Raw genomic sequence first — 12,899 nt, forward strand, 5'->3', positions numbered from 1 at the left:
GCGGTGTCGGGCTACGCCGGGACCGTCTCGACGATGGTCGGGGCCCGAGGCCGCTGCGCCGAAACACCAAGGCCGCCAGGTGGGCCACTCTTTTGAGTGCTGGCCTGACCACGGTTGAGCAGGCGCAGGCCGTTGAGGACGACCAGCAGAGACGCGCCGACGTCGGCCGCGATAGCGCCCCAAAGCGATGCGAGGCCAATCACCGTCAGCGCTGTGAACAGCAGCTTCACTGCGATCGAGAAGGCGACGTTCTGTCGGATAATGGCAAGCGTTGCGCGGGAATGGCGTACTAGCCACGAAAGCTTCGAAAGGTCGTCCGCCATGAGGGCGACATCGGCCGTTTCAATGGCGGCGTCACTTCCCATAGCGCCCATGGCGATGCCGAGATTGGCACGCCCCATCGCGGGAGCATCGTTGACTCCGTCTCCGACCATCGCCACTGAGCCGTAGCGCCGCACCAACTCCTCGACCGCCGCCACCTTGTCGCCGGGCAGAAGTTCCGCCCGAACCTCATCGATGCCCGTCTGCTTCGCAATCGCCTCCGCTGTCGCACGGTTGTCCCCAGTCAGCATCACAACGTGTTCGATCCCGGCGCGGTGAAGCGCCGTGACGATGTCCTTCGCTTCCGGCCTGACAGCATCGGCAACGGCAACGAGGCCCCAGACGTCTTGACGATCGCCGACCGCGACGATGGTGCGACCGCCGTTCGAAAGCGCATCGGTACGCTGTACAACTTCTGCTGAGTTGATGCCTCGCTCCTCAATGTAGCGGCGCGAGCCGAGCCACATCTCGCGGCCGGCCACGCGACCGAGGACACCTCGGCCAGTGATGGCCTGGACAGCCTCAGCAGGCTCGACGGTGATCTTCAGTTCGACGGCTTTCGCCAGAATGGCGTGAGCGATCGGATGTCCGCTGCGCGCCTCCAGGGCCGCAGCCAAGCCGAGGAGCTCCATTTCGCTGCGGCCTCCAAGCGGCACGATCTCGACGACCTGGGGCCGCCCTTCGGTGAGCGTGCCCGTCTTGTCCATGGCAACAGCTTTGAGCCGCGCAGGCGTTTCGAGATGAGTGCCGCCCTTCACCAGGACGCCCTGTTTCGCCGCGCCGGCGAGTGCTGCCACAATCGTCACCGGCGTCGAAATTACCAGCGCGCACGGACAAGCGATCACGAGGAGCACGAGAGCCCGGTAGAACCAGACGTCCCAGGCACCGCCCAACAGCAAAGGCGGAGCGAGGAAGATCGCAATGGCGAGTGTCATCACGACGGGCGTGTAGACGCGCGCGAACTTCTCCACCCATTGCTCACTAGGCGCGCGTCGGCTCTGCGCCGAACCCACCATGCGGATGATCTGGGCAAGTGTCGTGTCATTCGCCGCTTTGGTGGTCACGACCTCAATCGCACCCTCACCGTTGATAGTTCCGGCAAAGACTTCGTCGCCCTCTGCCTTGAATGCGGGGACGCTTTCACCGGTGATCGGTGCTTGATTGACCTCGCTCTCGCCCGCGATAACCCGGCCGTCGAGCGGCACCTTGTCTCCTGGCCGGACGATGATATGCGCGCCGACAGGAACCTCGGCCGCCGGGACATCGCGCTCGGAGCCGTCTTCGAGCTTGACGCGTGCTGTGGCCGGCGCGAGTTCCATGAGCGCGGCAACCGCACGCCGCGCGCGACCAAGACTCCAAGCTTCGAGCGCCAGCGCCAATGCAAAAAAGAACGAAACGGTAGCGGCCTCGAACCAGGCGCCGATGCCGATCGCGCCTGCGACCGCAACCATCATCAGCAGATTCATGTCGGGGCGAAGTCGCTTGCCCGCGAGCCAAGCCTTGGGCGCGACGTAGCGCGCGGCGCAGAGCACCGCGACCGCATATAGAACCATGCTCGGCAACGGGGTCGAGCCCAAAGCGTGTTCGCCCGCCTCGAATGCTGCGAAGACACCGCCTCCAAGCCAAGCGTGGACCGCAAAGCCGAGCACCGTGAACACGCCGCTCGCGGTCGTCAGCCACGACTGGACCCGCTTGCGACGCTCTTCGGCTTGCGCGGCCTCGCTGGTTCCGCCTTCAGTCCAGGGCTCGGCGCGCAGACCCGCGCGAGCCACCGCCTTCTCGACACGGGCTTCGAGCACGGAATCCGGCGTCACGTCGATCGACATACGGCCGTTGAGAAGATCGAACGCGAGCTTGTCTTCCCCAACCAGCGGACCGACCTCGCGCTTCAATGCCGCGATCTCGTCGGCGCAATCCATGCCGTGAATTCGAAACACGACTTGGCCGGGCAAGTGGGTCGGGATTGGGGGACTGAAGGCCTCCTGCCCCTCTGCGCCGCAGCCGCACGCCGCGCGTTCGTGCATGGAGGCGGGCTGGACCGAGGCGTCTGAGACTGTCTGCGGCGCCCATAGTTCGGCGCGCATACCCGTTCGAGCCACGGCCTCCTCGATCGCGGCGGACGCAGCCCGGTTCTGAGGGGCCACGGTCATCATGCCTTGCGCAGTGTCAAAGGCGAGTTTGTCCTCGCCGACCAGCGGCCCCAGTTCCCGAATGAGGGCCGCCACCTCGTTCTTGCAGTCGAGCCCACGGACGCGGAAAAGCAGTGCGTCGGCCATATCCTCTTCTACAAGCGCGGCGCGCATGCCAGTCGCGGCGACACGGGCGACGATTTCCTCGACCGTCGTCAGCCCTTGCGGCGCGACCGTCATCAGCCCCTTGGCCGTGTCGAATGACAACCAGGCCTCACTCTCGACCAGCGGACCAACCTCTCGCATGAGGGCCGCCACCTCGTTCTTGCAATCGAGCCCCTCGACCCGGAACACCAGTGCCGGTGCAAGCTGCTGCACCGGATTCCCCAGGAGATGTGCTTGCATGCCGGTCGTTGCGACCGCGCGCTGGACGGCATCAATCGTCGAAGCACTCGCCGATTGCACGTCCATGACCCCGGTCTGGGTGTTGAAGGACAACTTATCGCCACCGCCGACAAGTGGACCCACCGCCGCACGAAGCGCTCGGACCTCGTTCTGGCAGTCTAAGCCGTCGACCTTGAAGCGCAGCAAGCTTGACGTGCTCATCTCGCGGCATCCACCTTCATCATCGTGTCCTTCCGGTCCCGTTCCTGCGCGGTTCCCGAGCTTCTTCTCACTCGAGCCAGAACTTGCATACATCCTGTAGTCACTACAGAATCAAGATCGAATTATTACATTACGGGCTGGCGATCGCAGATGCGCGACCGCCATGACGCCGATCCTGCGCCGCGCCAAAGATGCCAACGCCGTCCGCCGCCGGGCGTCTCAACGGCCTCGCCACTCCGTCGAGCCATGTTTCGCGAACTGCGAGGCACCCCGCAGTGATTCGCTGGTGGTCGTGCTCCAAATTTCTGCAGGCAATGGCGTCAGGTCTCCCGTCCCGCGCCTTTGCGATTGAGCCAGAAACCCGCAACGAGAATTGCCATGGCTACCAGTTGCGCCACTACAGTCTCGGTTGTGGGGAAAAGCCCAAGCATCTGGATGCGCGGTATGCCTGACAGCGGCACGACACCCAAGATTCCCGCCTCCTGGAGACCCGCTATACCCTTTCCCGCCAACACGACCGCCAGGATCGCGATGAGGATGGCGCTCCAAGAGAAGAACTGGGTGATCGGTAGGCGCGTACTGTAGCGGAGCATGATCCAGGCCAGAACCGCAAGCAGCGCCGCGGCCGCCGCGGCGCCGCCCAGCATGGCCAGCCCGTTTCCCTGTGCCCAGAGCGCGGCATAGAAAAGGATGGTCTCAAAGACTTCGCGATAGACAACGACGAAGGCAAGCAGGAAAAGGAACCAGCCCGAACGCTTCGACAGGGCGTGCGTCATCTTCTCCCTGATATAGCGTTGCCAGGCCTCGGCATTGCTTTTCCCGTGCATCCAGATTCCGACCGTCACCAGGATGACCGCGGCGAAGAGCGAGCCGAATCCTTCGGTAAGTTCGCGCGATGCCCCGCTGATGCCGATGAAATACGTGGCCACAAACCATGTGGCCACACCTGCGGCCAGTGCCGCCACCCATCCGCGATGAACGAAACCAAGCACTTCGGTGCGTTCGGTCTTGCGGAGGAAGGCGATCATCGCGACCACGATCAGCAACGCCTCAAGTCCCTCGCGCAGCAGGACGCCGAATGCGCCGAGGAAGCTTGACACGCTGCTTGCACTTTCCGGCGCGAGCCTCGCCTCGGCATCGCCGAAGAGGCTGGCAAGCTCCTGGTTGGCGGCTTCGACCTCCGCGAGCGGGCGGCCCCTGCCGATCGCTGCCCTCAGCGCCCCCATCGCTTGTTCGATTCGTGCCATGAGCGCAGGATCGCGGGCGGCAAGAACGGGTTCGACGGGCTCGAAGCCGTCGAGATAGGCGGACAAGGCGAGGTCTGCGGCGGCCTTGCGATTACCTGCCGCATAAGCATCGAGACTGGCCTTGAGGCGTTCGCGGGTGAGAGCCAGCGACCCGCCCTCCCGCGTGGCAACCGCTTCGGGATGGTGGCGCAGATAGGCGGTCACGGCCTCCGCCCTTTGCGCACCGATATCGCCTGCGAGCGCCGCCGGCGTTGCGCCCACAAACGCCGCCATGTTGGGATAGCGTTGACCAGGCGAGGCATCATCGCGCCAAACCCTCTCGCCCCGGCGAATTTCGGAACTCGGATAGGCGAAGCCGCCAACGTAGAAAGCCAATGCCCAGCGGTCCTGGTCGGAGAGCGACTCGAAGCTCGCCATCGCCGTGCCGTCGAGACCTTGGGTGATGACCTGATAAAGGCCGAACAGACTGCGCTGATCGGCGCGAGCCTTGTCGCTGAACGCGATCGGCCGCGGATCGAGCCCGACCGAACCCGGGCCATGTCCGTCACCCGTTGTGCCGTGACAAGTTGCACAATTCTGAGCGTAGAGCGCTGCCCCGCGCGCCAGGTCCGGCGGCGCGGTAGGGGCGAGCGGCACGGGATAGGCAACGAGCAGGGCGGACGCGAGCGCCCTTGCTTGTGTCGCGACTTCATTGGGAGCCGCTTTGGCAGTGATCGCCGCGCGCAACGCACCGGTTCTGCGCAACAGGTCGGCTTTGCCGCTTTTTTCGGGCAAACTTTCGAGCCTGGTTTCTACCTGACCCGCGAACTCCACCATTTCCGCATATTCAGCTTCATTGCTGACCCGGCCGCCGGAGACTGCGCCGGCATAATCGACAGCGACGTAGTCGAGAAGCCGCCAGGCCGTCTGGACGTCTGCGTCGCTAGCGAGCGCCTGAGATGGCATGACTCCCAATAGGAGAGCCGAAAGAAGGGCTACCCAAGAGTAGCGAAAAACCTCTTTTGCGGTTTTTGGGCGGGGACGAACGGGACCATCTGTCAGGCGCATCTACGAGTCTCTAATTAAGAATCATTCGCGCAATAATCCTGTAGTCACCACAGGATCAAGCGCCAATGCATGTTGTCGTCCGATTTTCGGCTTGCACGGATCCTGCGCCCGCGTTGCGAGCGTCCAACTTATGACACTGGCTGTCATGCTGACCGGCTTTTGATATACGAGTCGGAAGCCGGCTGGCGGTCACTGACAATCGGTCGCCCGGCGAACTGGAGTAGCGTCACATGCGCGCGAACATCGCGGTAAGACTTACACCCGATTGGCTTCCGGATCTCGACGAGGAACAAGTCGTGGAGCTCGCAGAGCTTCTACGCCTCCTCGGAGAGCCAACCCGTCTGCGCGTGCTCCTGGCATGCTTGGCGCAATCCGGTTCTGTCGGGGAACTGGCAGAACGCACATCGCTTGCTCGCTCGCTCGTCAGCCACCATCTGCGCATGCTTCGAGCGAGCCGTTTCCTTTCCGCCACCCGTAGCGGCAAGCAGATTATCTACGCCCCCGTGGATGATCGTGTTCGATGCATCTTGGAGGATCTGGTGGGGCACGTCATCGAGGTCCCGGAGGAAAAGGACGAGTGAGGCCTCGTAGCAGTCTCAAGCGACCATCCAACGTCAGAGCCGGTCGATAACCAGCTTGAGTTTCCCGCGGACCTGCTCCGCCGCGCGTTTCAGCTCGGGATTGTCGATGGCCTGCATTGAAGCCACGGGATCGATAGCAGCCACCTCCGTTCGCCCCTCGCCGATGTCCTGAATGACGACGTTGCAGGGTAGCATGGTCCCGACCTTGTCCTCGATCTGTAGCGCCTCGTGGGCAAGCGTTGGGTTGCATGCCCCGAGGATGCGGTAGTTTCGGAAATCAATGTTGATCTTCTTCTTGAAGGTCTCCTTGACATCGATTTCGGTGATGATGCCGAAGCCCTCCTGCTTCAGAGCATCGGTCGCACGGCGAACGGCCTCATCGAAGCCGACTTTGAGTGTCTTGGCGAAGTAGTAGCTCATTCAACATCTCCAGTCTTGCCCATGAGGTTGGCCCGAACCTGAGCAGGCTCCCGTCAGATGAGGGCAACTCTCAATGAAGGCCGGACAGATATTCGGCCACGGCTCTCTTGTTCGTGTCATTCAGCATGACCGCGATGCGCCCCATCATCATGCCCTGTCGCTCGCCGCTGGAAAACCGCTTCAACTGGTCGACGATATAGTCCGCGTGCTGGCCATTCAGCCCGGGCGCGTTGCCCATCATTCCCATCATCGGCATCATCCCCATCACGGGCCTCCCTGCTTGCCGACGCGAGCCGTGGCACATCGCGCACGAAGGCGTCCCCTGACCTACGCCTGAGAAATATATGCGCTCACCGATGGCTGCTAAGCGCTGGTCCTTGATGGGGTCCGGTCGGACGCCCTGCCGGCTGTAAAAGCTTGCGGCATCGGCCAAATCACTGTCGGAGAGAGTCGCGACGATGCCGGACATGATGTCCGACCTGCGGGCCCCCGTCTTGAAGGCCCATAGCTGCCAGTAAAGATATGCCGGGTTCTGTCCAGCGAGCTTGGGGATTTTCGGATCGGCACTGTTTCCATCGCTGCTATGGCATGCAGCGCATTTCGACTCCGCAACGCGCTTCCCGTGCTCTGGGTTGCCCTCCGCTGCGGCGCGAGATCGACCGCCCCACCATCCCGCAGATCCCGAGGGCGTTTGCGCCACGGCAACAAGGTAGCCGCCCCCAGAAAGGAAGATGGCCAACCACAAGCTTATCAAGGGCGCCTTTCCCATGGCGTCTGCCTCCTCGACGAGACCACGGCGAAATCCCTGCCTCCTCGACGCTCGATTGCGCACGCGTGTTTGCGCGAGCTGCCCTCAACCGCCGATGTCACCCTTCTTCTGCAGGTACTCCTCGCGATCAATTTCACCCTTCGCGTAGCGCTCCTCCAAGAAGTCAAGCGCCCGCGACCGGCGATCTGGGGAGGGCGGGTGGTCCCGACCTCCCGATATGAACCGGACGAGCGCTACCGCCGCCAAAATGCCAACGATCAGAAGTAGAAGGGTGAAGACGCCATGAAATAGCGTCCATCCCCAACCCATCATCCCGTTCCAATACATGCCGTCACTGAACGACACGATAAGTGCCGGTATTCCGGTCGACGGCAAAGCGCTGCACGAGCGCGTCCTTATCGGTCGTCACGATGTCCGCGGTGATCGTGTTGTCGTTCCGCTCGGTGACGGGGCCAACCTTGACGCGGGGGTTGCCCGACATGGCGACCCAACGCTCGAAGTACGTCTTAACGTCATTAGCGGAAAGGTTCAGATTGGCCTGCTGGCCCATCATCATGCCGGGACCCATCATGCCCTGGCCCATCATGCCCTGGCCCATCATGCCCTGGCCCATCATGCCCTGGCCCATCATCCCGGGGCCCATGCCCATCATGCCGGGCCCCATCATGCCCATCATCCCCGGGCAACCGTATCCCCCATACCCTTGTCCCCCATAATACCCTTGCGCGTGCGCTTGATTCACGTTCACGACGCCGACCGCCCCTGCGGCACCGACAGCCACCAGGGCCACAGCCGCGAGCCCACCAACGATTCTTCTGTCCATTGCAGTCCTCCTTCTGGCTTTGCTTCTGGTCATGCTGCCGACCATAGCTCATAACATAGCTCATAACAACGTGCGTTTGTATGTTTGTGAGTTTGGTCTGCGCTCGTCCTTGATTTGGGTCAATCAGCCGGGTACTCCGGTGAACCCACCGGAAAAATACGTGGTTTCCACAGTGCTCCAAGCGGCCTGGACTTGCTCACGACATCCGGTCGCGGCGCTCACAATCTGCGCAGGATAACTCCTGTACCGGCTACAGGATCAAGCGGGAGCTTCAAATGGCTTCCGTCCCGCGCGCCTCAGCTCGCCTGACAATCGGCTATGCGATAGGCTGTGCGATAGCGGCAATTGCCGACCCCTGCGAGCAGGCCCCCGATGCCATACGGGCCAAGTAGCACCGGGCACGCCGCTTCGGTCCCAGCGTCGCGCTAAACGGTACGCTTGATATGTAACGGTCGTAACAATATGATGTAGCCATGGCTACTCCATCGTGGCTACTCTTGACCTACAAGGTCCCGCCCGATCCCGCGGCCAAGCGGATCGCGCTGTGGCGGCGCCTGAAGGGCATGGGCGCCGTCTATCTGCAGAACGGCGTCTGTCTTCTGCCCAAGACCGATGACCATGTCCGCCGGCTGAAGATGCTGGAAAACGATGCTTCCGAGATGGGAGGCGAATCCGTGATCCTGGAGACGGTCGCGCTCGACCGAGTCCAAGAGGACAAGGTCGTCGCCCGCTTTAAGGCAGATCGGGATGAAGCCTATCGCGAGTTCATCGACAAGTGCGCCGATTTCGAGGCCGAGATCGCCAAGGAGCGGGCGGCAAACCACTACACCTATGCCGAACTCGAGGAGAATGATGTCGACCTGAAGAAGCTCCGGGGCTGGTTCGACAAGATCCGCAAGCTCGACTTCTATGGTGCGACGCTTGCAGCCGAAGCCGAGGATCGGCTGCACGCCTGCGAGGCGCTGCTCGACGCCTATGCTCGGCAGGTCTTCGACGCACACGATGAGAATCAGTGAGAGGGGCAATGGGCGAGATCAAAGGCCGAGCGATGACGGAGATTGCTCCGAAGCGCGCAACTCCCTGGCGGGAGATCCCTTCAGGGATCTGGGCTCTCGGATTCGTGTCGTTGCTGATGGATGTCTCGTCGGAGATGATCCACGCCCTCCTGCCGGTCTATCTCGTAACCATACTTGGCACGTCGACGCTCACTGTCGGTGTCATCGAAGGCATCGCGGAGGCGACCGCCTCAATCACCAAAGTCTTTTCCGGCGCATTGAGCGACAGGCTGGGCAAGCGCAAATTCCTAGCAGCACTCGGTTACGGGATGGCTGCATTCACAAAGCCCATCTTTCCGTTAGCGACCACAGTTGGATGGCTCATCGCCGCCCGCTTCATCGACCGAGTCGGCAAGGGCATCCGTGGCGCGCCGCGCGATGCACTTGTCGCCGACATCAGCCCCGTCCACCTGCGCGGTGCGAGCTTTGGTCTGCGCCAGTCACTCGACACGGTCGGTGCCTTTCTCGGCCCGTTACTCGCCATCATTCTTATGTGGCTGACTACCGACAAGTTCACGGTGGTCTTTTGGATTGCGGTCGTCCCGGCGTTCCTGTCGTTCGCTCTGATCCTCGTCGCGGTACGCGAGCCCGAGCGCCTGCCGGGCCTGCGTCAGGTTCGCATGCCCTTGAGCGCCAGCGAACTCAGGAACCTCGGCACCACTTACTGGTGGGTCGTGGCGGTCGCTGCGGTATTCACGCTCGCCCGGTTCAGCGAGGCGTTCCTGGTTCTGCGTGCCCAGTCCATTGGCGTGCCGTTGATGCTGGTCCCGATCGTCCTCGTTATTATGAATATCGCCTACGCCGTTTCCGCCTATCCCGTGGGTGCCCTCTCCGACCACATCGATCGGATCACCGTTCTGATCCTCGGCCTCCTGCTGCTCCTTGCAGCCGATCTCATGCTCGGCTTCTCCACGGGCATCGTGGGCGTGGGGTTTGGCATCATACTCTGGGGATTGCACATGGGCTTCACCCAGGGGCTGCTTGCGACCCTCGTCACCGACGCGGTGCCGGCTGAACTTAGAGGCACCGCCTTTGGCATGTTCAACCTGGTGACCGGCGTCGCATTGCTCGCCGCCAGCGTCATTGCAGGCCTGCTTTGGGATGTTGCTGGGCCACGCGGAACATTCCTGGCGGGGGCCGCCTTCACGGCCGTGACCTTGGCAGGCCTGCTACCGCTCCGGGCGCGGCTGACGAGCAAGAAGTGAAAAGTGACGCATCACGCAGCCTTCCGCACCGCAGCCCGGTATACGCCGTAGCTAACCTTCTCAAGCAGGCCCTCGTCACACATCCGGGTGAGATAGCAGCGCGGAATCCCAATTTCCGTCAGGTCGCGCGTTCGGACGGTTCCGCGTTCGAGAGCGAGTGCAACCGCTCGATCCCTCAGCGAGGGCTTGGGACCTCCGGCCAGGCGTATTGCCTCGGCGCGGTCCCGGTCACGCTTGCGGATTTTAGGGGATTCTGGCGTAGCGTTGGGTCGGGGGATTGAGTATTCGTAGTTCGCATCTTCGCCGACCCCGGCGAGCCATCTTTTCCAGCATAAGCCGACGTAAAGAACGCGTTGCAAACGCTGGATTCCGGCTTCTGTTCGGTTCACTGCCTAAGCGCTGCGGCGGTGGCGGCCACGAAATCTGCAGGCATTGCCAGCTGCCAGCATCCATGCCCCTGGCCGACATCGCGATCAAAGCGGCGAAGCCGCAGAAGCGGCCCTTCAAGCTCCCGGATGGCGGACGGCTGCATCATCGCGGCGAGCGGCTCGGCATCGGACCGGAGCGGACGCTGTCGCCGGTGGCGGATGTCGGCAATTCATCCGCGGCCACCGTCCTTTCACCTTCCCGGCGCAGCGCGCGGCCAGGCCCTCTGGTGCGCGCGAGGATCATCACGGGACGCGCGGTCGTCGTCCGGTCCCGAGCACGGCCCGATCGGCCCAGGCATTTTCGAGCGAATCGCCCGCGTTTCGTGAGAAGAACACTTCAGTTCGACAGTCCTTCAGGCGCGTCCTAAGCCCATGCGGGCGCCGGGCGCGGGATGAGACATGAAACGCAGCCTGGGAGCGAGGACATGAACGATGCGGCGTCCGCTGCCGTGCGCACGGGAGAGGGGGGCGGAAGCGCCGCCCGCAAGGCCTCGCTCTGGCTGCGGATGGCCGCCATTCCCACCAGCCTCGCCATCGTCCTCTTGTCCGTCTTCCTCGGGCTCGCCATCCATTACTGGCTGCCGTGGCCGGAATGGGTGCGGACGCTTGGCGCGTGGGCGTTTCCGCTCCTGATCTGCGGCCTATGGTTCCTGCCGATCCCATATCGTCTTGCCCGGCGTGCCGTGGCCCTGCTGCTGCTGGCCTGCCTGTTCATCGCCTACCAGATCAAAACGCCGCCGCCGCAGGACTGGGTGGCGCTGATGGAGAAGTCGCCTTACGTGGAGCGGCAGGGCGACAGGATCACGATCTTCAATTTCCGCGACGCGGCGCATTCACCCGGCACCGAGCCGGTGATCAACTGGACGCGCGAGGATTTCGACCTGTCGCAGCTGGTGGGCGCCGATCTGATCCTGCAGCCGTTCGGCGACCTCAAGGGCCTTGCCCACGTCATGCTGACGTTCCGCTTCGCCGACGGCCGGCACGTCATCATCTCCATGGAGGCCAGGCAGGCGAAGGGGCAGTCCTTCGATCCGCTGGCGGGGTTCTTCCGCCGCGATCCGCTCTATCCCATCCTCGCGACGGAGCGCGACCTGATATGGGAGCGGCTCGCCCGCACGCCGCCCGATCCGGTGCAGATCTATCCGCTGCTCGCGGACAAGGCTGTGCTTCGGCAGTATTTCGAACGCGTCCTCACCTTCGTGAACGACACCCACCGGCAGCCCATCTTCTATTCGACGCTGACGGAAAGCTGCATGACGACGTTCATCAACCTTGCGCCCGAAGCCTTCATTCACGTGCGCTGGTACGACATCCGGCGCTGGGTGCCGGGCTATTCGTTGAGCCTGTTCCAGCAGCTGGGTCTCGTGGACCATTCCATGCCGGCCGAGAAGCTCGCCGCTCGCCGCACCCTTCCCGATGGTCTTTCGGGGCCGCAGGGCTTTGCCTCCGACGCAGCCTGGAGCGCCTCTATCCGCCAGTCGCTGGATGGTCCCGCCCCGCCGCGCTGACACCGGCTTTCAGGCCGCGGGGGATTTCGATATGACGCAGGGCATGGCTTGGCCGGCTTCGAGCGACCGCGCAGGGAAGGGGCGAGGCATGTGCCGCTTCGTCGCCTGGAGGCTGATGGGGGGCATTCCCTCCCTCCCGGCGATCGTCGAGATGGCGCCGCGGCCGGCGTTCGCGTCGCGCACGATCTTCCACATGGAGAGCCCCGCTGCTGCCGCGCTGAAGAAAAAGTCCCAAAGCGACATCACGCACAATAATGGAGGAGCCAGAAATGAGTGCCGGCGCATGCCTGTTCTGCCGTATCGCCAAAGGTGAGGTGCCATCCGAGGTGGTCTATGCGAACGACCGCCTGGTGGCTTTCCTGGACATCAATCCCATCCGGCCGGGACATACCCAGATCATTCCGCGCGCGCACTTTCCGGTGTTCGATGAACTGCCCGCGGACCTGCTCGCCGAGATGGCCGCCACCGGCCAGACCATCGCGCGCGCCCTCAAGCGGATCTATGGCGTGCATCGCGTGGGCTTTGCCTTCACGGGGACGGACGTCGCCCATGCCCATGCGCACGTTGTCCCGCTCGTCGCGTCCGACGACATCACGTCGCGCCGCTACATCGCGGAGGAGGTCGTCACCTATGTGAAGGCGCCCCCTCCCGCACCCGGGGAGTTCGACGCCGTGGCGAAACAGCTTCGCGCCGAACTCGCCGCGACGCCGGGCGGTTGAACGCCTTGGTGGCGCGGACCACCACCTTCCGCGGTCCGAGG

13 protein-coding genes and 1 pseudogene are annotated in these 12,899 nt (G+C 63.2%); 6 read left to right on the forward strand and 8 right to left on the reverse strand.

The features are described from left to right. Nucleotides 1-11: 11 nt before the first annotated feature. Together V5F59_RS09480 and V5F59_RS09485 are read right to left on the reverse strand one after the other, a co-directional pair. Nucleotides 12-3,056, reverse strand: a complete 3,045-nt coding sequence (locus V5F59_RS09480; RefSeq protein WP_393981465.1) for a heavy metal translocating P-type ATPase — start codon at nt 3,054-3,056, stop codon at nt 12-14. 320 nt (nt 3,057-3,376) lie between these two features. Next, nucleotides 3,377-5,248, reverse strand: a complete 1,872-nt coding sequence (locus V5F59_RS09485; protein WP_393981463.1) for an FTR1 family protein — start codon at nt 5,246-5,248, stop codon at nt 3,377-3,379. A 332-nt stretch (nt 5,249-5,580) separates the two neighbouring features. Between V5F59_RS09485 and V5F59_RS09490 the strand changes: the two genes are divergently transcribed. Further along, nucleotides 5,581-5,931: an ArsR/SmtB family transcription factor gene (locus V5F59_RS09490; protein WP_393981461.1), complete on the forward strand. Its 351-nt coding sequence runs from the start codon at nt 5,581-5,583 to the stop codon at nt 5,929-5,931. 33 nt (nt 5,932-5,964) lie between these two features. On the opposite strand, the gene V5F59_RS09495 is transcribed toward V5F59_RS09490, so the two are convergent. From V5F59_RS09495 to V5F59_RS09515, 5 genes and pseudogenes are all read right to left on the reverse strand, one after another. Next, complete coding sequence (locus tag V5F59_RS09495) at nt 5,965-6,351, reverse strand: DUF302 domain-containing protein (protein WP_393981459.1); 387 nt, start codon at nt 6,349-6,351, stop codon at nt 5,965-5,967. A 70-nt stretch (nt 6,352-6,421) separates the two neighbouring features. After that, nucleotides 6,422-6,820 (reverse strand): c-type cytochrome, encoded by a 399-nt coding sequence (locus V5F59_RS09500; protein ID WP_509211229.1) that lies wholly within the window; start codon nt 6,818-6,820, stop codon nt 6,422-6,424. Between the two features lie 3 nt (nt 6,821-6,823). Next, nucleotides 6,824-7,120 (reverse strand): annotated as a pseudogene (locus tag V5F59_RS09505) (c-type cytochrome); the annotation flags it as partial. Between the two features lie 84 nt (nt 7,121-7,204). Then, entirely contained in the window at nt 7,205-7,465 is a 261-nt protein-coding gene (locus V5F59_RS09510; RefSeq protein WP_393981455.1) for an SHOCT domain-containing protein, read from the reverse strand. Next, nucleotides 7,452-7,943, reverse strand: a complete 492-nt coding sequence (locus V5F59_RS09515; RefSeq protein ID WP_393981453.1) for a hypothetical protein — start codon at nt 7,941-7,943, stop codon at nt 7,452-7,454. The genes V5F59_RS09510 and V5F59_RS09515 overlap by 14 nt, the downstream gene beginning before the upstream one ends. Before the next feature lie 497 nt (nt 7,944-8,440). Here V5F59_RS09515 and V5F59_RS09520 point away from each other — a divergent pair, with 497 nt between their 5' ends. Then, on the forward strand, nt 8,441-8,959 hold the full coding sequence (locus V5F59_RS09520) for a Chromate resistance protein ChrB (protein ID WP_393981451.1): 519 nt from the start codon (nt 8,441-8,443) through the stop codon (nt 8,957-8,959). A gap of 8 nt (nt 8,960-8,967) precedes the next feature. Beyond that, on the forward strand, nt 8,968-10,203 hold the full coding sequence (locus V5F59_RS09525; RefSeq protein ID WP_393981449.1) for an MFS transporter: 1,236 nt from the start codon (nt 8,968-8,970) through the stop codon (nt 10,201-10,203). An 11-nt stretch (nt 10,204-10,214) separates the two neighbouring features. On the opposite strand, the gene V5F59_RS09530 is transcribed toward V5F59_RS09525, so the two are convergent. Beyond that, entirely contained in the window at nt 10,215-10,592 is a 378-nt protein-coding gene (locus V5F59_RS09530; protein WP_393981447.1) for a type IV toxin-antitoxin system AbiEi family antitoxin domain-containing protein, read from the reverse strand. Between the two features lie 464 nt (nt 10,593-11,056). Here V5F59_RS09530 and V5F59_RS09535 point away from each other — a divergent pair, with 464 nt between their 5' ends. The 3 genes from V5F59_RS09535 to V5F59_RS09545 all read left to right on the forward strand — a co-directional run bounded on the left by V5F59_RS09535 (nt 11,057) and on the right by V5F59_RS09545 (nt 12,858). Then, nucleotides 11,057-12,139 carry a lipoprotein N-acyltransferase Lnb domain-containing protein gene (locus V5F59_RS09535; protein WP_393981445.1) on the forward strand — a complete coding sequence of 361 codons (1,083 nt, stop codon included), beginning with the start codon at nt 11,057-11,059 and terminating at the stop codon, nt 12,137-12,139. A gap of 88 nt (nt 12,140-12,227) precedes the next feature. Beyond that, nucleotides 12,228-12,452 (forward strand): hypothetical protein, encoded by a 225-nt coding sequence (locus V5F59_RS09540; RefSeq protein WP_393981443.1) that lies wholly within the window; start codon nt 12,228-12,230, stop codon nt 12,450-12,452. Beyond that, the gene (locus V5F59_RS09545) at nt 12,409-12,858 is read left to right on the forward strand and encodes an HIT family protein (protein ID WP_393981441.1); all 450 of its coding nucleotides are present in this window, start codon (nt 12,409-12,411) and stop codon (nt 12,856-12,858) included. Before V5F59_RS09540 ends, V5F59_RS09545 begins: the two co-directional genes overlap by 44 nt. Nucleotides 12,859-12,899: the final 41 nt, after the last annotated feature.

Origin of the sequence: Xanthobacter nonsaccharivorans (assembly GCF_043194755.2) — a bacterium.
GTDB classification, from domain to species: domain Bacteria; phylum Pseudomonadota; class Alphaproteobacteria; order Rhizobiales; family Xanthobacteraceae; genus Xanthobacter; species Xanthobacter autotrophicus_G.

Excerpts from the sequence above, each read along its gene's own strand:
- V5F59_RS09500 (WP_509211229.1), bottom strand. The coding sequence starts at position 6,820 with ATGTCCGGCATCGTCGCGACTCTCTCCGACAGTGATTTGGCCGATGCC.
- V5F59_RS09515 (WP_393981453.1), bottom strand. The coding sequence starts at position 7,943 with ATGGACAGAAGAATCGTTGGTGGGCTCGCGGCTGTGGCCCTGGTGGCT.
- V5F59_RS09545 (WP_393981441.1), top strand. The coding sequence starts at position 12,409 with ATGAGTGCCGGCGCATGCCTGTTCTGCCGTATCGCCAAAGGTGAGGTG.
- V5F59_RS09535 (WP_393981445.1), top strand. The coding sequence starts at position 11,057 with ATGAACGATGCGGCGTCCGCTGCCGTGCGCACGGGAGAGGGGGGCGGA.
- V5F59_RS09485 (WP_393981463.1), bottom strand. The coding sequence starts at position 5,248 with ATGCCATCTCAGGCGCTCGCTAGCGACGCAGACGTCCAGACGGCCTGG.
- V5F59_RS09495 (WP_393981459.1), bottom strand. The coding sequence starts at position 6,351 with ATGAGCTACTACTTCGCCAAGACACTCAAAGTCGGCTTCGATGAGGCC.
- V5F59_RS09480 (WP_393981465.1), bottom strand. The coding sequence starts at position 3,056 with ATGAGCACGTCAAGCTTGCTGCGCTTCAAGGTCGACGGCTTAGACTGC.
- V5F59_RS09540 (WP_393981443.1), top strand. The coding sequence starts at position 12,228 with ATGTGCCGCTTCGTCGCCTGGAGGCTGATGGGGGGCATTCCCTCCCTC.
- V5F59_RS09525 (WP_393981449.1), top strand. The coding sequence starts at position 8,968 with ATGGGCGAGATCAAAGGCCGAGCGATGACGGAGATTGCTCCGAAGCGC.
- V5F59_RS09490 (WP_393981461.1), top strand. The coding sequence starts at position 5,581 with ATGCGCGCGAACATCGCGGTAAGACTTACACCCGATTGGCTTCCGGAT.